Source organism: Candidatus Sulfurimonas marisnigri, from assembly GCF_015265475.1.
Lineage (GTDB): Bacteria > Campylobacterota > Campylobacteria > Campylobacterales > Sulfurimonadaceae > Sulfurimonas > Sulfurimonas marisnigri.
Genome location: NZ_CP054493.1, coordinates 1,855,661 through 1,876,116, shown reverse-complemented (window position 1 = coordinate 1,876,116; position 20,456 = coordinate 1,855,661). Strand labels below are relative to the sequence as shown.

The following is a 20,456-nucleotide window of genomic DNA, read 5'->3' as shown; positions in this document are numbered from 1 at the left end:
CTAGGTAAGTGATGTTGTTTGATAGAGTTTCATTAGCTCTAAATAAAAATCTTTTTCAGTGTGCTCTTCTAAAAGACCTGCGACTGGTAGTATGTCATAGTAGAGCTTTTCTAAATTTTTAAACCTATTTGGAAATAGTTTAGAGAGAATAAAGGCTGAAATCTCTTTTCTAATAAGTATAGTAGGTGGTAAAATTCCAAGTTCTAAAAGTTCTAAAATCGAGTCAGCATGATAAGAGATTTGATGATGCTGTCCATGAGGACATGTGTTTTTACTAACAAGAGTCGTACATTTATCACAGTAAACATACTCGCTTGCTACTGTTATTTCTATTTCAATACCAATAACTTTATCAATTATTGACTTATTGGAATTAGAGTCTGAAAACATACCAAGTCCAGCATGGTTTCTACCTACTGTAAGTCTATTACAGCCGTAGTTTTTTGCAACAATAGCATCAATAATTATCTCATTATAGCCGGCAAAAATATAACTATTCTCTAAGGTAACTACAACAACATTGTTTTTTGTTAAAAAATTATTTATAAAAAACTCTAGAGACTCTTTCCTAATCTCATAACTTAAATTTGACTCAGTATATGGTTTAAGTAAAAATATAACAAGTAAATCAGTGTTGTCTAGTGCTTGGCGAATAAGTCTTTCATGAGCACGGTGAAGGGGATTAGCTGCCATTACAAGAGCTGTTGTATGTTTCGCATCTATTTGTTTTTTAGCTTTTTCAATAATTTGCTTATTTTTATTTCTTGAGCCGTTTATTAGTTGATACTTACCGCTTACTGCCAAAGAGCCGAGTCTTTTCATGGTAGCCATTACACCTGGATGATTAACATCGTCAGTACCATATATATGTTTTATTCTATCACTTGGATCTAGATAAAACACTTCCTCAACTATCAAAGTAGCAAAAAGTTTATCATCAAAAAGAATGTCAATTTCTTCACCAGCGTCTAGTGATTTCAAGACCTCTTCATTTATCTTTCCAGAAGGAGCAAGTATAAAAGGAAAAGGAAATGACTTTCCATCAATGAGGCTTGTTTTTAGAATATCTTTGCATTGAAATGAGTTCATTAAAGATGTAGCAGGAGATAGTAAGCCATCTTTTAAAAGCTCAAGCGCAGAAGCTGCCTCGCTATCTATTAGAAGAGTTTTATTTTTTCTTAATGATGTCATATTTTTTTCTTTTTTCCCATAAGCTTTTACGGCTTATACCTAATTTTTTTGATAATTCAGTATCTGGAAACTTATGCTGATTGTTTAAAACAATAAACTTAACATACTCCTCAATAGGTAGTATTTCACCCTGGTCGAAAATATTGTTTTCACTCTTTATATCTAGAACTTTTAAATCTTCATCTTCTATTCTGTCTGTGGAAGAGACTATTATCTTCTTACCTTTAATTAGTTTGTAAAAAGCTTTTCTGTCACTCTTTTTTATAGTTTGAAAATCTATTGTATATATTAAAGAATTCTCTGTTATAGATTCAATTTCATCCATAGCCTTTATATCAGTTAGCGTTATGAAGTGTATTGGCAGGTTTTGATATTTTGCATACTTAAAGGCAAAAGAGTCTGCAATTTTTTGATAAGATGAAGATATGAAAAGAGGAAGATCAAGGTTATCAAAGCTATATTCTTCAGTTAATGTCAAGAAAGAATGAGCTAAATACTTCTCATATGACTTATTCTCTTTTTTTAGCTTTTCATAATCTTGATAATGATTTATCTTTCTAATTAATTCTTCAATCATAAATGGTTTTAAAATATAATCTTTTGCACCAGCTGAAAGAGGTTTAGAAACCGTGTCATTACTGATATATGAAACCATTAAAATAATAATGGAGTTCTTAAATGTTTCAATAACTGGATTGAAGTCTTGACCATTGATGTTTGTAGAGAGTAGAACAACATCATAGTTATTACTTTTAATCGCATCTCTTGTTGATGTACACATTTCACATACATGTCCGAGTTCACTTAATTTTGTTGCGATACTTTGTGCTAAATAAACTTCGTTTTCTATAATTAGTATTTTCATTTTTTAAACTTTTGTCCAATCAAAATATTTTAAATTTGCATTTGCAATAACTCCAACACCTTCGCCTCTGCCTATAAAGCCTAGTTTTTCGGTTGTTGTTGCTTTTATATTTACTCTGCTAGGTTCTATATTTAATATAGAGCTAAGCGTTTTTCTCATTGCCAATTTATAATTACCAATCTTAGGTTTTTCTGCTGCTATTGTTAAATCTACATTTATAATAATAAAACCAAAATTGTATATTTTAGTAATAACTATTTTTAATAACTCTTTAGAGTCAATACCTTTATATACGTCATCGTTGTCGGGAAACATCATTCCTATATCTCCCATTCCTGCGGCACCTAAAAGAGCATCTATAAGTGCATGAATTGCCACATCACCATCGCTATGAGCTTTAAACCCATAGTCGGACTCTATCTTTACTCCACCTAGATACATATTGCCTTTGTTGTCAAAGGCGTGAACATCAAAGCCGGTTCCACTTAGTGTATCATCTGATGGTGGCGAAAGACAAGTTAGCTTTTTTAGATCTTGAAGATGAGTTATTTTATGAGCATTTAACTCACCTAGTATAAATTCTCTAGAGCCACCGTTTGCAACTATTGCACTGCTCTCATCTGTAAACTCCTGTGGCAGCTCAAGTGCATTTTTAAGAGCTGAAGTAAGTGATAGCTGTGGAGTTTGAATTATTTTTACTTTATCTCTATCTATAGTATTGTCTTCATAAACAATAGTATCATTGATCGGCAGATAAGGGACAATACAATCACTATTGCCAATGTGAGATATGATTCGTTCCAAGAACTCTTTATTGATACATGATCTGGCTATATCACTAACAAGAACATATTCAGTAGTAACTTCACTAAGAGAATTTTGTAGAGACTCTCCTCTGGTTGACCCACCCTCTATAAAGGTAAAGTCTGAGTAGTTTTTCATAAACTCAATATCTTCTCTTGAAGAGGTTACGATTATTTTTTCAAAGTGTTTAGTATCTTCACACTTATCAGCTACAAACTGCCATAAAGGCTTCTGTCCAACTCTCAGCCACTGCTTTTTAACATCAAGTTCAAAGCGTGTAGAACTACCTGCAGCAAGTAATATAAGCGTTAAGTTAAGCAATAAAACTCCTATAATTAAAAAGTGTTACGAAAGTATACATCTAAATAGCTTTTTTTATCTTAAATTTGCCTCTCAATATTCAATTATTATATAAAAAATAAAAGCAAACAATCAACTTAATATTATATTAACTTTATTTGATTATATTACGCTACATAAACACACATATTATAATAATTTTAGGAGATAAGATGAGAACTTCATGGGTAAATAAGAGAGAAAATGATTCTGTTAGGACTCAGATGTATTATGCAAAAAAAGGCATAATAACAGAAGAGATGGAATATGTTGCAAAAATAGAAGATTTAGCTCCTGAATTGGTTCGTAGCGAAATTGCAAGAGGAAGATTAATAATTCCAGCGAATATCAATCACGTAACACTAGAGCCAATGGCTATAGGTATAGCTGCAAAATGTAAGATAAATGCAAATATCGGCTCATCTGCAATAGCATCCGATGTTCAAGGTGAAGTTGAAAAGATGCAGGTTTCTCAACATTATAAAGCAGACACAGCAATGGATCTTTCAACTGGCGGTGATTTGGATGAAATTCGTAAAGCGGTAATTAATGCATCAAAAATACCGATTGGAACAGTGCCTATTTATCAAATACTTCATGATGTTGGAAATAAAATAGAAGATTTAAGCATAGAAGTTATGCTTGAAGTTTTAGAGCGCCAAGCAAAGCAGGGTGTTAGTTATTTTACAATTCATGCAGGTTTCTTATTGGAGACTATGCCTAAAATTGCAAAGAGAAAAATGGGAATAGTTAGCCGTGGCGGATCTTTAATGGCTGCTTGGATGATGCACTATCATAGAGAGAACCCATTCTATACAGCATTTGATGAAATTTTAGATATTTGTGCTAAATATGATGTTTCTCTATCTCTTGGTGATTCTCTTCGCCCGGGTTGTTTAGCAGATGCTTCAGATGATGCACAGTTGGGCGAGCTTAAAGTCTTAGGTGAGCTTACTCTTCGCGCTTGGGAGAAAAATGTCCAGGTTATGATTGAAGGTCCAGGTCATGTTCCTCTTAATCAAATCGAGCGCAATATGAAACTTCAACGTGAACTTTGTCATGAGGCACCTTTTTATATACTAGGGCCATTGGTTACAGATATTGCTGCTGGATATGATCATATATCTTCAGCAATTGGTGCTGCGATTGGTGGATGGCATGGTGCTAGTATGCTTTGTTATGTTACACCAAAAGAGCATTTAGGATTGCCTAATGCAGATGATGTCCGAGAAGGAATAATCGCTTACAAAATTGCTGCTCATGCTGCAGACATTGCTCGTGGCCGTAAAGGTGCTAGAGATGTTGATGATGCTATGAGTGATGCTAGATATAGTTTTGACTGGGAAAAACAGTTTGAACTTGCACTTGATGGCGAGAGAGCAAGAGAGTACCATGATGAGACTCTCCCTCAAGATGTTTTTAAAGAGGCAGAGTTTTGTTCAATGTGCGGACCTAAATTTTGTTCTTATAAAATAACTCAAAATATAATGGAAAATCCTGAAGCAATTGAAAAGATTGCACAGGAAGTTAAAGAGAGAGGTGCAAAAGAAGCTTTAGAAGCACAAACAGCTTAAAAAAATAAATTAATTTAAACAGGACAATTTTTGTCTTATTTAAATATGCTATGCTTCTAACAAATAAAGTCTTGCCTTAAAGAGGCAAAGCTTTAGTCGTAATAAAATCAAATTAAGGAATAATATATAATGACTAATGAAATTGTAAATTCAGCATTATCAAAAGTTATGTATCCAGGTTTTACTAAGGATATTGTAACTTTTGGTTTTGTTAATAATGTAGAAATAAATGGTAATGATGTGAGTTTTAATGTAGATATAACATCAAGTGCTCCAGAAGTTGCACAGCAAATTAAAGATGAAGCGACAGATGAGCTTAAATCTGTAGGTGCAACAAATATAATTGTAAATATAAATGCTCCTAAAATACCAGAGGCAGCAACACCAAAAAGTAAAAACTTAGCTCCACATGTTAAAAACTTTTTAATGATAAGTTCAGGTAAGGGTGGAGTTGGCAAGTCGACTACATCAGTAAATATTGCTATTGCTCTTGCAGCACAAGGTAAAAAAGTAGGTCTATTGGATGCCGACATTTATGGTCCAAATATTCCTCGTATGATGGGTGTTGCTGGTATTAAACCTGAAGTTATAGGAAATAAAGTTCTTCCTATTAAAGCCTACGGAATTGAGATGATGTCTATGGGGTCGCTTATGGATGATGGCCAGTCGCTCATGTGGCGTGGTGCAATGATAATGAAAGCAATAGAGCAATTTTTAAGAGATATCCTTTGGAGTGAACTTGATGTATTAGTTATTGATATGCCTCCTGGAACTGGTGATGCACAACTTTCTTTAGCTCAAAGTGTACCTGTTACAGCTGGTCTTACTGTAACTACACCTCAGTCTGTTTCTCTTGATGACTCTCGTCGTTCATTAGATATGTTTAGAAAATTAGACATTCCTATTGCAGGAATTGTTGAAAATATGAGCGGCTTTATAGCTCCAGATACTGGAGTAGAATATGATATCTTCGGTAAAGGAACATCTGGTCCAATGGCTGAGGAGTTTGATACTAAAATAATTGCTGAAATTCCAATTGAACCAAGTATTAGAACTGGTGGAGATGAAGGTAAGCCGGTTACTTTTGTTGACCCAACTTCTGAGAGTGCAAAAAGATATATGCGTGCTGCTGAGTCTATTTGGGCTACTATTGAAGCAGTGAATGCAAGTGGTGGCGCTAGTAATGAGAGTGTTCAGCCTACTACACCTCCAGGTGTATCTGCTTGTAGTAGTAAGTAGAAAAATAAAATAGGCAACGCATATTTGCGTAGCCTATTTATTCTGTTAAAAGATTATATTCTAATAAAATTTTTCGTCATTCTCATTCATCTCATTCATTTCGTCTTTGTATTCAACTATTTTATTTCTGCCTGTATTTTTTGCTTTGTATAAAGCAATGTCAGCAAATTTAATACATTTCCAAATAGTGTCACCATCAGTAGGCAGTTTAGCAATTCCGATACTTATAGTCTTCTTTAGCTTTTCGTTATTTACATCAAATGATAGAGAAGAAAAAGCTGAGTGTATTTTTTTAGCAACAGCCATCGTGCCCTCTAGAGTAGAATTTTGAAGCATTACAACAAACTCTTCCCCACCATAGCGTATAGCCAAATCTGCTTCTCTAATATTCTCTTTTAACACTTTTGAAAGAGCAACAATTACCATATCCCCTATATCATGACCATATTCATCATTAACCATTTTGAAGAAGTCAATATCGATCATCATAACACTATATGTATGTTGGTTTCTTTCAGCTTGACTCATAAGTTTATCTATGAACTCTTCTAAAAATCTTCTGTTGTATAGTCCTGTCATCCCATCACGCAGAGATGAATCTCTTAGTTTTTCCATAAGAATCTGACTTTCTATAACCGGTTTAGCAGCCTCAAGGTAGTGCTTAATACTTGAGACATGAGTTTTCATCTTCTCTACTTCATCTATATTATCCGAAGTCATTGAAACTACCAGAGATATGTCTTGATTTATAGTAAATGGTATACACACATAGTTGACATTACTATTTACACATGCCTGACAAAGGTTTGGAAACTCTGTAGATATTGTTACACTATTTGTTCTGAATGCTCTACACACTGATGAATCATTATTATCTCTGTTGAAGCAGATACTATTATCTCCCTCTGTAGTAAAAAATAAATATCTCTCCGATGTTATGCTATTTATTTCAAAAAATGCAAAATGTCCCACATGGTATTTTAGTTTTATTATATCTACTAGTCTTGTGTATACAGCTTCTTTTGAAGCATCAAGCTCAATAGTCTTTTTAAATTTATAAATATCTGATAGCTCGTTTATGATAGTCTTAGCTTCATGAAGCGGATCACCACTTGAGATGCTTCCGCTCGAAACACTCCCTTGAGGTATAAAAGTTGCAAGGTTGTATTTAATGTTTCCGAATGTCTCTTGCATTTTACTAAAGAGTGAGTTCATTCTATCTACAATATTTTTAGCATCCCCACCTATTGTAGTACTAAAATTATGGGTAAAGTCTCCACTGTATGCTTTTTTAATCCCAGCTTGTAAGTTTGTAAAAAGCCTTGTATAAGGTGTCACATAGTGTCTAATTAAATATAGTGCTATTATTAAAAATATTAAATTAATTGCAAATATTTTTAACATAGTGAGAAGACCGCTTGTTCTCAAATCACTAACATCAAACTCCATACTAATCGCACCAAGAGTATCGCCATACTTAACATCATGACAGTTGAGACAGTTGTCTTGAACACCAGTACTATTAGCGTTGTAAGGGATAGTTACTCTCAGAATAATTTCATCAGCATGCTCTATGATTTTTCGTACCATTTTTCCAGTTGCTAAAACTTCTTTATCAATATCATCTCTAATGGTCTCATTTACAAACCCTTCGCCATACTGTTTTTTGACATTCTCGCTTCTAAATAACCATAATGATTTAATCTTGTCATTGTTTGATATCTGGTCTAAAAAATATTGTCTTTGAGGCATTATCCCATTTACCATATGAGCTGTAAGTCCATCTCTAACGATATTTGCAGTCAAGTTCGACTTCTCAATTGCACCCTTAAGGCTATAGCTTCTAAAGTTTAGAGCTACATTGATAATCGTAGCTGTCATTAGTGCAAGTAGCATAAGAGCCACAATTATGAGAAGTTTAGTTTTTGCATTCATATTAAATCACTTTAGAAATAGTTTATTTTGTATTATATTATCCAAGAGTATATAAATTTAATATGAATTATTAGTTAATTATTCAACTGTAACACTTTTTGCCAGATTTCTTGGCATATCTACATCATTTCCTAATCTTATAGATATCTCTAAAGATAAAATTTGAACCACTATCATCATCTCAAAAAACTCTAACATATAGTCTTTACATGTAGAGATTTTAATGAAGTCATCAGCTTTATCAAACTCTTTAGAACTAATTGCACAAATAGTAGAATCCCTTGCACTAAGTTCCTCCACATTACTTTTAGATTTTTCATAATGAAGATGTTCTGGAAGCAGTGCAATGGTAAATAATTCTGGATCTGCAAGTGCTATTGGGCCGTGCTTCATCTCCCCAGAAGGGTAACCCTCTGCATGAAGATATGAAATCTCTTTAAGTTTAAGTGCACCCTCAAGAGCAAGAGGAAAAAACACATCTCGACCGATAAAGAAAAAACCATGACCATGAAGATATCTCTTAGATAATCTCTTTATTCGCTCATGCATTTCATCTGTAACTTTTAAATGTGATGGAACTTCTCTCAAGAGTTTTATTTGTCTTGATATCTCTTGTGTACTAAGAGAATTTTTAAATTTTGCTATATATAGAGTTAGCATCCAAAATACAGTTACCTGAGTAGCGAAAGCTTTTGTTGAAGCGACCCCTTTTTCTATCCCGGCTCTTGTTAGTATTGTTGAATCTGCTAATCTAACCATAGAAGAGTTGTCTACATTACAAATAACTAATGTTTTTAGACCAGCTTTTTTTGCCATTTTCAGAGTCTCTAGTGTGTCGGCAGTCTCTCCACTTTGAGAAATAACAACAAAGAGAGTATCTTTAGTCATAATAGGCTCTCTATATCTAAACTCACTTGCTATCTCCAGTGAAGTTTTTATTTTTGCGTAACGCTCAAAAAGGTATGATGCAGTCATTGCAGCGTGATATGAAGTACCACATGCACAAAGTTTTATCTCATTTATACCGTCAAAAAGGTTTTTATCAATCTCATCAAATATAATCTCCTCATCACTCAATCTCCCCATTAATGTATCTGAAACTACACTTGTTTGCTCGTAAATCTCTTTTTCCATAAAGAATCTAAATCCATCTTTTTGAGCAGATAGTTTGTTTTGTGAAAGTTTTGAGAATTGAGGCTCTTTTTTAGTTCCTTGTTGGTCAAAAATAGCAATCTCATCACATGTCACATATCCGTAATCACCATCTTCAAAGTAGTTGACATCTGTGCAGTGCCCAATAAGGGGGGTGTCTGATGAGGCAAAATACTTCTCATTTTCACTGTTTTTTCCAACCAACATCGGTGAGCCATGTTTTGCATAAAATATTGTGTTTGGTTCAGATTTTGTCACAAGTAAAATTGCGTAAGCACCACTTAACTCATCTATAGTTTTAGAGAAAGCTTCAAAAGCACTCTTTGATGATTTTAGATTCTTCTCAAACTGGTGAACTATAACTTCAGTATCTGTTTGGCTTAAAAATTTTACACCACTGTTTATAAGCTCTTTTTTTAGCTCAGTATAGTTCTCTATGATTCCATTATGAACAACATAAGAGCTCTCCCCTAGGTGTGGATGAGCATTTATTTCTGTTGGTTTTCCATGTGTGGCCCATCTTGTATGACCAATTCCAGCAGCAAGGCCTTTTGTAGAATAGTTTTTCGTTTTCTCTTCAAGGTTTACCAGCTTACCAATAGCTTTATAGTTAGAAAAATTACCATCTTCAAGCACTGCAATTCCAGCTGAATCATAACCACGATACTCTAGCTCTTTAAGACCATCTAATAAAATCTCTTTTGTGTTCTTTTCCCCTAAATAGCCTACAATTCCACACATTTACTTGCCTTTTGTTAATAATTGATAAATTTTTTCGACATTATTGCATATAACGTTTTGTTTCTCCATTAAGAAGCTATCTCTAACCCTATGCTTAGTGCTGTGAATTTTTGCTGTTACTATATTTATATGAAGCTGTTCAAAACAGTCCATTATATATGCTAACAGACCTCTTTGATTTTGTGTGTTGACAGCGAGTTCTGCATGTGTGAGGGAGTGCTCACAGTCGATGTTAATCTCATCTTTAGATATGTTTACATTTTTCAACTCTACATGTAGGCTCATGTCAAAAGCATTTTTAACTATTTCCTCTAGTTCAATCGCTTCATTTCCGCTTACGTTATGAATAAACTCAATTTTGAAATATTTAACCCCGTCAAAGAGTGTGAAAATTTCCATAGAGGCAACATCAAGATGACTTAGAGTTGCTAAGAGATAACCAATGTTCAGTGGTATTTTTCTATATATTTCTATACTAAGAGATGATTTTGTATGTATTGAGTATGCATACTCTTTGGTATTATTAGCTTTTTTTGCAATTTTAATTATGTCTAACGGAGTGTGCTTAAAAAAGAAAAGATTTGACTCAACACGAAGAAGTTTTTTTTGTAGGGGTTTTGGAAGCTCTAAAAACTCTGGAACTTTTTGCACACGTTTTTCTATATTCATTCTTTTAGTCGCATCTGTTATTCTTCCGAAATTTTGTGCTACTTCTAAAGCACTGTTATATAAGTCACGAAGTAGTTTAGAGCTGAAATTGTTGTATACATCGTCGCCAACTCCATTTATATCTGCATAAGTTAATACATATAGAAGTTTTAAATTTTTAACATCTTTGACACTTGACATAAATTTATATAGAACTTTTTCATTGTGAATATTTTGTTTAAAAGCAACACTGCTCATAGTCACATGTTGTTTAACTAATGTTATTGCTCTCTCAATTAGTTCATCTTTTATTTTTAGTTTTTTCATAAAAGGGACTATTAGTTTCGCTCCAACTTCACTATGGTCTTGCTTGCGACCTTTGCCTGTATCGTGAAAAAGGGTTACTATTTTCAGAAGCAGTTTTTCATCATCATTAAACTCATCATAGAGACTCTGAATAAACGGCTCTTTTATACTCTCTAATGCTTGAACGCATTTAATAGAGTGTATATCTACGGGATACTGATGGTATCCGTCAAACTGTGGCATGTGAAGAACTTTTTTAAAGTTTAAAAATAGATGGTGAAGTATTCCAGCATCATAAAATAGCTTTAAAAAGCAGTACATGTGCTGTTTCTTTAAGAGCTCTTTTAAGAGTGAGTAGGTCTTTAAATTCAGTGGATGGGATATTTTTGTATAAGTTAATTGATTTAAAAACCCGGCATCAAAGTGGTGGAAATTATCTGGTAGTGATACTAAGATCTCTAAGAGTGAGTTTATGGGCTGTATCTCTAAGTTGTATGAAGCGAACAGTCTGTTATCAAGTGCATATATGCCCCTGCATATTCGGTTTTTTCTAAACTTTCTCACATATGATATGTCAGAGATGAAAACACGGACCATTTTTTTAACAAAGATTTGGGTGAAGTTACTGATTCGCCATTGCGCTTCGAGAACTTTAGTCGCCATTTTCTGTTGATTATTAAATCCAAGCATACGACTCACTTGTGGAATATGTTCCAATAGGAGCCTATCCTCCTGCTTTCCAGCAATAAGATGTAAGGCACTTCTTACTCTAAACAGTAGTTCTAGAGCAATTCTATAATCTCTGTACTCATCTTCTGAATAGACAACTCCGGTTAAGTCTTTTAAGCTGGTTATTCCATAGATTGTTTGAGCAACCCAAAAAATAAGATTAGAATCACGAAGTCCACCCACACTCTCTTTGATATTTGGCTGCATAGAGTTTGGATATTTTTTACGTCTTATTTGCGCCTCTTCAATCTTTGCAAGTATAAACTCTTTTTGGTTGTGAAGCCTGATTTTATTTAGTTCTTTTGTTGCTGTATGCCAAGCAAAGTTAGAACCTGTAATAAATCTTGATTCCATAAGTGATGTTCTGATTGTTATATCTTCGTTGCTTGCTCCAAATAGATCACTGATCTCGTGAACTCTATGACCTAGTTTTAGCCCAGAATCAAGTGCTAGGTAAAAAAGTTTTTCTATTATGAGTTGACTGTTAAATCCGTCAACTTTTTCATAAACTATAAGCAGGTCAATATCGCTATGAATACACAACTGTTCTCTTCCGTAACTTCCAAGAGCTATTATGGCTATTGGTATCGAGTTACGCATAGGTATGTAGTTTCCAAAAACACGTCTTAAAACAGTTTTGTACATCATTGAGATGATTGAGTCTAGTTTTTTTGTATGACGAACCAAAAAATCTTTACCTTGAGTTTTTTCAAACAGTTCAGGCAGAGATGTTTTATACTCATTTATATAGGCTTTAAAAAGTTTTGAAAGCTCAAAATCACTGCCATTTTTTTCTATAATATCTTCAATCTGTAGCACTATGTCCAAAGTGATATCCCTTAATTTTGTTTCACAAAATGAAGGGAGCCCCTCATTTTTATTGTTACGACAAAGGAAGTAATTCCTTTGTCTGCATTAACATTTGGTTTTCTTCGGCAGAAAGCCCATTGCACTAGTGCAATTTTATTTTTTTACTATTATATTGTAATTGCTTTAATTTGATATAATCTCTGCGATTAAATATTAAACAAAATTAAGGAACAGTATTATGAGTATAACTAAAAGAGTAACTTTTATCGCAAAAGAGGGTGACGAAGCTAAAATGAAAGAGCTTTTAATAGCTATGGTAGCACCATCAAAAGTAGAGGATGGCTGTATATTTTATGATATTTTTGTATATGAAAATAACCCTAGAAAATTTATGGCTGTTGAATCATGGAGAGATGAAGCTGCTCTTGATGGACATAAGTCAACTGAACATTACGCAATTTATAAATCTTCTTTCGAGCCATATTGTGAAAAAAAATACAGTGATGAATTAGAAGTTTTAGGCTAATAATTTGAGCTACTTAATGGCAATTGATGCCGGAACAGGAAGCATAAGGGCGGTAATATTTGATACCAAAGGGAACCAGATAAGTTCTGCTCAAAAAGAGTGGAGCCATTTGCAAGAGCCAAATGTGCCAAATAGCATGAGTTTTGATTTTGATAAAAATTGGCTTCTTACATGTAGCTGTATAAAAGAGTCGTTGGCTAGTGCAAATTTAAATGGTGAAAATATCCTGGCTCTAAGTGCTACAAGTATGAGAGAGGGTATTGTCCTTTATGATAAAGATGGCAGAGAGTTATGGGCTGTTGCAAATGTTGATGCAAGGGCTGACAAAGAGGTTAAGTATCTAAAAGAAAATTTTGCAGGAATTGAAGAGGAGTTTTACCAAGAGTCTGGACAAACTTTTGCTTTGGGTGCGATTCCGCGGATAATGTGGCTTAAAAACAACAGACCTGAACTTTATGAAAAAGTGTCAAAAATATCAATGATTGGTGATTGGATTTTGGCGAAACTCAGTGGAGTGATTGCGACTGACCCAAGTAACGGTGGAACAACAGGGATATTCTCTTTGAAAAATCGTGACTGGGTACCTGTGATGGCTAAAAGAGTTGGAATAAAAGATGATATATTTCCTAAAACTTTGGAAGTCGGAACTCTTATGGGGAGTGTTACAAAAGAGGCTTCACATGTAACAGGATTATCAACAGATACAAAAGTAGTTATGGGTGGCGGCGATGTTCAGCTTGGCTCTGCTGGTTTAGGTGTTGTTGAACTTGGACAGGTGGCAATTCTTGGCGGTTCGTTCTGGCAGCAGGTTGTAAATATAAAGAGTGATGCTAAAATGCCAGAGGATATGAGCATAAGAGTAAATCCACATGTTATACCTAATCAGTCCCAAGCTGAGGGGATTACATTTTTCAGCGGACTTGTTATGAGATGGTTCAGAGATGCTTTTTGTGATATGGAAAAACTTGAAGCAAAAGAGAAGGGTTTGGATGTCTACACAGTTTTAGAGCAAAAAGCTAAAGATGTTCCAGTCGGCTCGTACGGAATTTTACCAATATTTTCAGATAGTATGAAGTATGGGAAATGGTACCATGCAGCTCCCAGTTTTTTGAACCTTAGTATTGACCCAGAAGTTTGTAACCGCGCATCAATGTTTAGAAGTTTGCAAGAAAACGCTGCTATAGTTTCTAGCATAAATCTTGATAAGATTAGAGAGTTTACAAACATTGAAATTGATGAAATAGTTTTTGCCGGCGGTGCTAGCAAAGGGGAACTTTGGTCTCAAATAGTTGCAGATGTGACTGGATGCAGAGTGAAGATTCCTCGCGTTACTGAGGCTACTGCCTTAGGTGCTTCAATGGCTGCTGGAGTCGGTGCTGGTATATATGAAAGCATAAAAAGTATCGCCAAAGAGTTAGTTGTTTGGGAAAAAGTTTACGAGCCAAACTTAGAAAATAAAAAAGTGTATGATAATATAAAATTAAAATGGCAAAGAGCTTATGAAGCACAATTAAAGTTGGTTGATGATAATATCACGTCTTCAATGTGGAAAGCACCTGGTTTGTAGCCAAAATTAGAAGGTGTTTTCTGAACTAGTCTGTTTAAAATTTTAAATAGACTGATAATAATTCAAGGAAAAGAATGTATTTATTCACAAGTGAAGTAGTCAGTCCTGGACACCCGGATAAAGTTGCAGATATTATTGCAGATAGTATAGTTGATAAACTTATTATCGGTGATCCAAAATCTAGAGTTGCATCTGAAGTATTTGTTGCAGGTAAACACGTTATAATCGGTGGTGAGGTTACATCAAAGACTAAAGTCTCTACTGAAGATTATAAAAAAATCGCAATTAATGCTCTTATAAAAATTGGTTATGACGGTAATAAAAACTTTACACATCAAGAGTGTCTATACCCTGAAGATGTAGATGTGCAAGTGCTTTTAAATCGTCAAAGCCCGGATATCAATCAAGGTGTTGACCAAGATGATGGTGAGACTGGTGCTGGAGATCAAGGTATTATGTTCGGTTATGCTGATGTAGAGACAAATAACTTTATGCCAAGTGCAATCACTTATGCAAGAATGCTGATGGAAAAAGTTTATCACTACGCCCTTGCTCATCCGCACAAACTAGGTGTTGATATTAAAACTCAGGTGACTATGGATTACGGTATAAAAGCAAACTTTGAAGAGTGTGAACCAAAAAAGATTCATACAATCGTAGTTTCAGCTCCATGTGTATCTACTATGAATATTGAGACTGTGCGTGAGCTTATCTTAGATCTTATTATTGACACAGGTTTGCCTAAAAATCTTTTTAATCCTCATGACTGTATTATTCACATTAACCCAACAGGGAAGTATGTTTCTCACTCTCCGCTTCACGATAGCGGCTTAACTGGTAGAAAGCTGATAGTTGATAGTTTTGGCGGATATGCACCAATCGGCGGAGGTGCTCAAAGCTCAAAAGATTATACAAAAGTTGACAGAAGTGGACTTTATGCAGGGCGTTATATTGCTAAACATATTGTAGCAGCAGGTTTGGCTAAAAAAGCTATAGTTCAACTTTCATATGCTATTGGTGTTGCAAAACCAACTTCTGTAGCAGTTGATACATGTGGAACTGTTATAGATGGACTTGACGATGATAAGTTATCTACTTTTATACAAGATAACTTCTCTTTGACACCAAATTGGATTACAAAGAAATTTGCTCTGGATAAACCTAGCGAAGAGACTTTTCTTTATGCAGACGTGGCGGCTCGCGGACAAGTTGGTCAAAGTGATTACCCATGGGAAAAACTTGATGAGCTGGAAAAATTCGAGGCTCTAAAATAAATTAAACATAGCTCAAGGTGTCAATTTTGCAGTACACAGTGTTTTTGGATATTATTGGCACAATAGCTTTTGCTCTATCTGGCTATATCTTAGCAGCAAAAGCCAAGTATGATATTTTAGGAATTCTAGTAATAGCATTCATTACCGCTTTTGGCGGTGGAGTTGTTAGAGATTTGCTGGTTGACAGAATGCCATATATATTTCTCAAGACGTATCCTATTACTATTGTAATTATTACAATTATTACTGCATATATATTCAAACTACATAAAAACACTACACTGACAGATAATTTAGTTTTTATAATTAGTGACAGTATAGGACTTAGTATATTTGCTTTTACCGGTGCTATCGTTGCATTAGAGTCTGGTTTTAATTTAGCAGGTATAATGTTTTTATCTTTTTTAACTGCTGTTGGCGGCGGTATAATTAGAGATATGATGATGAATAAAGTTCCTTTTGTTTTAACAAACGATTTTTATGGAACAGTCGCTTTTATCTTGGGCTTTTTAGTTTGGTTACTTTCAACCATGAACCTCCTAAATTCAGCCTCTACGATAATACTTTTAATTTTTGGAATAATTATGAGACTGATGGCAATAAAATTTAAGTGGAAACTCCCTAAACTAATATGAAAAAAAGGTAATAAATTGGATACTAAAGAAAAAATTTTAGCAGGTAAGCGGATTGATTTTGATGAAGCTTTAGCACTTTATGAGATGGATCTCTTTGAAATTGGTGAACTCGCAGATAAAATCAGAAAAGAAAAGCATGGTAAAAAGACATATTTTAATATAAATCGTCATATAAACCCTACAAATGTTTGTGCGGATGTTTGCAAGTTTTGTGCTTATAGTGCGACAAGAAAAAATCCAAATCAGTACACAATGAGCCATGAGCAGATAATGGATGTTGTAAAAGATATTGACTCACGCGGGGCCAAAGAGGTTCATATAGTCTCAGCCCACAACCCAAACACAGGTTTAGAGTGGTACTTGGAGATTTTTAAAAAAATCAAAACTGCTTACCCACATCTACATATAAAAGCATTAACTGCTGCTGAGGTTGATTTTCTATCACGTGAATATGGTAAAAGTTATGATGAGATAATTGACTTGATGATTGAGAATGGTGTAGACTCTATGCCAGGTGGTGGTGCTGAGATTTTTGATGAGAAGGTTCGTGATTATATTTGCAAAGGCAAGGTTACTTCACAGCAGTGGTTAGATATACATGAGAAATGGCATGGACGCGGAAAAAAGAGTAATGTAACTATGCTTTTTGGACATGTAGAAGAGCGTAAAGACCGTATAGACCATATGATGAGAATAAGAGAGCTTCAGGATAAGACAGGCGGTTTTAACTGCTTTATTCCACTTGTGTACCAGACAGAAAACAACTACTTGAAAGTTGATAAATTTATAACTGCAAACGAGATTTTAAAGACAATGGCTATTAGCCGCATAGTTTTAGACAATGTACCACATCTTAAAGCATACTGGGTTACATCAACTGTAAACTTAGCCTTGGTTGCTCAAGAATTTGGGGCAAATGATTTGGACGGAACAATAGAAAAAGAGTCTATAAACTCAGCTGCTGGAGCTGCAAGTGCGAATGGTGTAAAGTTGGAAGATTTTACGGCACTTATAAAAAACAGCGGTTTTATACCAGTCGAGAGAGACAGTGTCTATAATGAAGTACGGGCTTGGTAACAATTTTTTGACAATAGTCAAAGCTTTAGTGTTTGAATATTATTTTGGCTTTGCTGAAATAATATGAGTAAAAATTACAATATATCGGTTGTAATACCAACATATAACCGGTATGAAGTTCTTAAAAGAGCTTTAGCTTCCGTCTACTCCCAAACTCATCAGCCAAAAGAGGTCATTGTTATAGATGATGGTTCTAATGATGAAACCTCACTAATCAAAAAATTGTTTCCACAAGTCAAATATATTTATCAAAAAAACTGCGGTGTTTCAAGTGCAAGAAACTTAGGGATAAAAAACTCTACATGTAGCTGGATTGCATTTTTAGATTCCGATGATGAGTGGCATAGAGATAAATTGGCTTTACATGTAGAGTTTCATAAAAATAATAGAGATATTTTAATGAGCTATACGGACGAGAAGTGGATTAGAGACGGAATTGAAGTAAAAATACCTAAAAAGTTTCATAAGTTTGGCGGAGATATATTTGAAAAGTGTTTGTCTCACTGCATAATAGCCCCATCAGCTGCCATGATGCATATTGACTTGATAAACAGAGTTGGACTCTTCGATGAGAGTTTAGAGGTTTGTGAAGATTATGAGATGTGGCTGAGAGTTACATGTAGAGATAAAGTTGGCTTGATAAATGAAAAACTTATTACCAAATATGGCGGCAATGATGACCAGTTAAGTGTGAAGTTTTGGGGAATGGACAGATTTAGGGTTCATGCTTTAGAAAAGCTTATGAATTTGGAGTTACATTTAGAGCAAAAAAAATTGCTCAGAGAAACTTTAGTAAAAAAATATAGCGTACTTCTAAAAGGGGCTATAAAATATGATAAAATGTTGGAGATTGAAGAGTATAAAATTAAAATAGAGAGATACAGATTTGAATAACTTAACACAAGAGACAAAACTAACACTAGTTTATATATTGATAGCATTCGCTTTTTCAGTAGCAATGCGGATGATTTGGATGTATCAGTTTGACGGCTATGAACCCTTTATGTTCAATGGGCAGTTTATGATAAACACAAATGATGGTTACTTTTGGGCTGAGGGTGCAAGAGATATACTTAGCGGAATAAGTCAGGAGAATGACCGCTCACCAATTGCTAATGCAGGCTCGCAACTTACAGCATTTTTTGCTTATGTTTTACCTTTTTCTTTTGAGACAGTTATTCTTTTTATGCCGGTTTTTTTAAGCTCTCTTGTAGTTGTTCCAATAGTGCTGATTGCTAGAGGTTTAGACAATTTAGAGATGGGTTTAGTAGCTGCACTTTTAGCATCTATTGCCTGGAGTTACTATAACCGAACCTTGATAGGGTACTACGATACAGATATGCTAAACATTGTCCTTCCTATGTTTTTGCTATGGTCTATTATTTGGGCAGTAAAAACAAACAAAGATATCTATCTTATTATAACGGCCTTGGATATCTTAGTATACAGATGGTGGTATCCTCAAAGTTATGCTTTAGAATTTTCATTTTTTGGTCTGATTTTATTTTATACTCTAGTGTGGGACAGAAAAAATCTATATAACTATAAACTCTTGGCAATTATGATGTTTGCTATGCTTAATATAGATGGCTTTATAAGATTTCCTTTAGTTTTAGTTGCACACTACTTGTTTAAACAAGAGAGATATCAAAAATATATTTACTATATTTTAGCTCTCTCGGTGGTCGTATTTTTTGCAACTGGAGGGTTTGAACCTATCTGGGACAAGTTAAAAGCGTATATATTTAAAGATGCAGTAGTCGTTGGTGAAGAGGGTCTTAAACTTCATTTTTATTCTGTTATGCAGACTGTAAGAGAGGCGGGACAAATTCCGTTTGAGACATTTGCAAACCGAATAAGCGGACATAGAATTATATTTATTCTCTCTGTTGTTGGCTATATATATTTAGCATACAGGCACAAGATTATGCTGCTTACAATTCCTATGCTAGGACTTGGTTTTTTAGCCAGTGTCGGGGGGCTTAGGTTTACCATCTATGCAGTTCCTGTTTTAGCCTTTGGTATAGCTTTTTTAATCACTGAGATAGCACGCTTAATGCCAACTAAGAAGCTAAAAGTCTTAAGCACAGTAGCTTTTACTTTGATGGTTTTGTATCCTAATTATAAACATATAGAAGCTTATAAAGTTCCTACTGTATTTAATGCAGAAGAAGTTAAAATATTAGACAAATTAAAAACAGTTGCCAGTAGAGAAGACTACGTAGTCTCTTGGTGGGACTATGGATATCCGCTAAGGTATTACAGTGATGTTAAGACACTAGTTGATGGCGGAAAACACAGCGGAAGTGTAAATTTCCCGGTTAGTTTTATACTTACTAATCCTCAGGAAATTTCAGCAAAAATGGCGAGACTTGACGTTGAATACACAGAGAAAACCTTTAAGTTTATAGAAGAGAATGAAGAGCGTATAAAAAATAAAGAAGTTAATGTTTTCTCAAATATAGAACAGATGACAACCGATTATGGTTTTAAAGATACAAATGACTTTTTGCTCTCAATGCAATCAGATATGAAGCTTCCAAATAAAACAAGAGATATATATCTTTATTTACCGTTTAGAATGTTAGAGATTTACCCAACTGTTACTATATTCTCTAATATGAATTTAATGAACGGAGAGATGAAACAAGCACCACAATTTTTTGTAAGTAAAAATTTTAAACAAAATCAAAATATAATTGACTTAGGCAGGGGCGTTTTATTTGACTTACAAGGGCAAAGTTTAAATATTGGGAATAAAAAAATTCCAATAAAAAGATTTGTAAAAACAGCTTATGACAAAGATATGAAATTGCAAAAAGATGTAAGTGTTTCAAATTTTATGGCGAATATCAGTGTTGTCTACATGTCGAACTACAATACTTTTTTAGTTCTAGATGAGCAGACATACAACTCACTCTATATCCAGCTGATGGTGCTGGAGGAGTTTGATAAAACTATTTTTGAGCAAGTTTTAGCAACTCCTCATGCAAAGGTATATAAACTTAAGATATAATAATAAAAAAATTATAATTTGTTAAGGT

General features: G+C 34.2%; 15 protein-coding genes. 9 read left to right on the top strand and 6 right to left on the bottom strand.

Translation table 11 applies throughout. The features are described 5' to 3' along the window. From HUE87_RS09470 to HUE87_RS09460, 3 genes are read right to left on the bottom strand one after another with little or no spacing between them, the layout of a single operon-like run. Positions 1-1,191 (bottom strand): sulfate adenylyltransferase, encoded by a 1,191-nt coding sequence (locus HUE87_RS09470; protein ID WP_194366137.1) that lies wholly within the window; start codon positions 1,189-1,191, stop codon positions 1-3. Next, complete coding sequence (locus HUE87_RS09465; protein WP_194366135.1) at positions 1,169-2,056, bottom strand: response regulator; 888 nt, start codon at positions 2,054-2,056, stop codon at positions 1,169-1,171. Before HUE87_RS09465 ends, HUE87_RS09470 begins: the two co-directional genes overlap by 23 nt. A gap of 3 nt (positions 2,057-2,059) precedes the next feature. Next, positions 2,060-3,181 (bottom strand): bifunctional 2-C-methyl-D-erythritol 4-phosphate cytidylyltransferase/2-C-methyl-D-erythritol 2,4-cyclodiphosphate synthase, encoded by a 1,122-nt coding sequence (locus HUE87_RS09460; RefSeq protein WP_194366133.1) that lies wholly within the window; start codon positions 3,179-3,181, stop codon positions 2,060-2,062. 191 nt (positions 3,182-3,372) lie between these two features. Here HUE87_RS09460 and thiC point away from each other — a divergent pair, with 191 nt between their 5' ends. After that, positions 3,373-4,773, top strand: coding sequence for a phosphomethylpyrimidine synthase ThiC (gene thiC, locus HUE87_RS09455; RefSeq protein WP_194366131.1), 1,401 nt, complete (start codon positions 3,373-3,375; stop codon positions 4,771-4,773). 129 nt (positions 4,774-4,902) lie between these two features. Next, on the top strand, positions 4,903-6,012 hold the full coding sequence (locus HUE87_RS09450; protein ID WP_194366129.1) for an Mrp/NBP35 family ATP-binding protein: 1,110 nt from the start codon (positions 4,903-4,905) through the stop codon (positions 6,010-6,012). A gap of 60 nt (positions 6,013-6,072) precedes the next feature. Here HUE87_RS09450 and HUE87_RS09445 read toward each other — a convergent pair whose 3' ends face one another. From HUE87_RS09445 to HUE87_RS09435, 3 genes are all read right to left on the bottom strand, one after another. After that, complete coding sequence (locus HUE87_RS09445) at positions 6,073-7,947, bottom strand: GGDEF domain-containing protein (protein ID WP_194366127.1); 1,875 nt, start codon at positions 7,945-7,947, stop codon at positions 6,073-6,075. A 78-nt stretch (positions 7,948-8,025) separates the two neighbouring features. Then, entirely contained in the window at positions 8,026-9,840 is a 1,815-nt protein-coding gene (gene glmS / locus HUE87_RS09440; protein WP_194366125.1) for a glutamine--fructose-6-phosphate transaminase (isomerizing), read from the bottom strand. Then, positions 9,841-12,342 (bottom strand): [protein-PII] uridylyltransferase family protein, encoded by a 2,502-nt coding sequence (locus HUE87_RS09435; protein WP_229855277.1) that lies wholly within the window; start codon positions 12,340-12,342, stop codon positions 9,841-9,843. It abuts the gene before it with no gap. Between the two features lie 229 nt (positions 12,343-12,571). Here HUE87_RS09435 and HUE87_RS09430 point away from each other — a divergent pair, with 229 nt between their 5' ends. The 7 genes from HUE87_RS09430 (at position 12,572) to HUE87_RS09400 (ending at position 20,428) form a co-directional block, all read left to right on the top strand. Beyond that, positions 12,572-12,859, top strand: a complete 288-nt coding sequence (locus tag HUE87_RS09430) for a putative quinol monooxygenase (RefSeq protein ID WP_194366121.1) — start codon at positions 12,572-12,574, stop codon at positions 12,857-12,859. 4 nt (positions 12,860-12,863) lie between these two features. After that, positions 12,864-14,426, top strand: coding sequence for an autoinducer-2 kinase (gene lsrK / locus HUE87_RS09425; RefSeq protein ID WP_194366119.1), 1,563 nt, complete (start codon positions 12,864-12,866; stop codon positions 14,424-14,426). Between the two features lie 74 nt (positions 14,427-14,500). Beyond that, positions 14,501-15,700: a methionine adenosyltransferase gene (gene metK, locus HUE87_RS09420; protein ID WP_194366118.1), complete on the top strand. Its 1,200-nt coding sequence runs from the start codon at positions 14,501-14,503 to the stop codon at positions 15,698-15,700. A 26-nt stretch (positions 15,701-15,726) separates the two neighbouring features. Continuing rightward, complete coding sequence (locus HUE87_RS09415; RefSeq protein ID WP_194366116.1) at positions 15,727-16,335, top strand: trimeric intracellular cation channel family protein; 609 nt, start codon at positions 15,727-15,729, stop codon at positions 16,333-16,335. A gap of 15 nt (positions 16,336-16,350) precedes the next feature. Continuing rightward, complete coding sequence (gene mqnE / locus HUE87_RS09410) at positions 16,351-17,412, top strand: aminofutalosine synthase MqnE (protein ID WP_194366114.1); 1,062 nt, start codon at positions 16,351-16,353, stop codon at positions 17,410-17,412. Between the two features lie 63 nt (positions 17,413-17,475). After that, the gene (locus HUE87_RS09405; protein WP_194366112.1) at positions 17,476-18,306 is read left to right on the top strand and encodes a glycosyltransferase family 2 protein; all 831 of its coding nucleotides are present in this window, start codon (positions 17,476-17,478) and stop codon (positions 18,304-18,306) included. Continuing rightward, on the top strand, positions 18,299-20,428 hold the full coding sequence (locus HUE87_RS09400; RefSeq protein ID WP_194366110.1) for an STT3 domain-containing protein: 2,130 nt from the start codon (positions 18,299-18,301) through the stop codon (positions 20,426-20,428). The genes HUE87_RS09405 and HUE87_RS09400 overlap by 8 nt, the downstream gene beginning before the upstream one ends. Positions 20,429-20,456 lie beyond the last annotated feature (28 nt).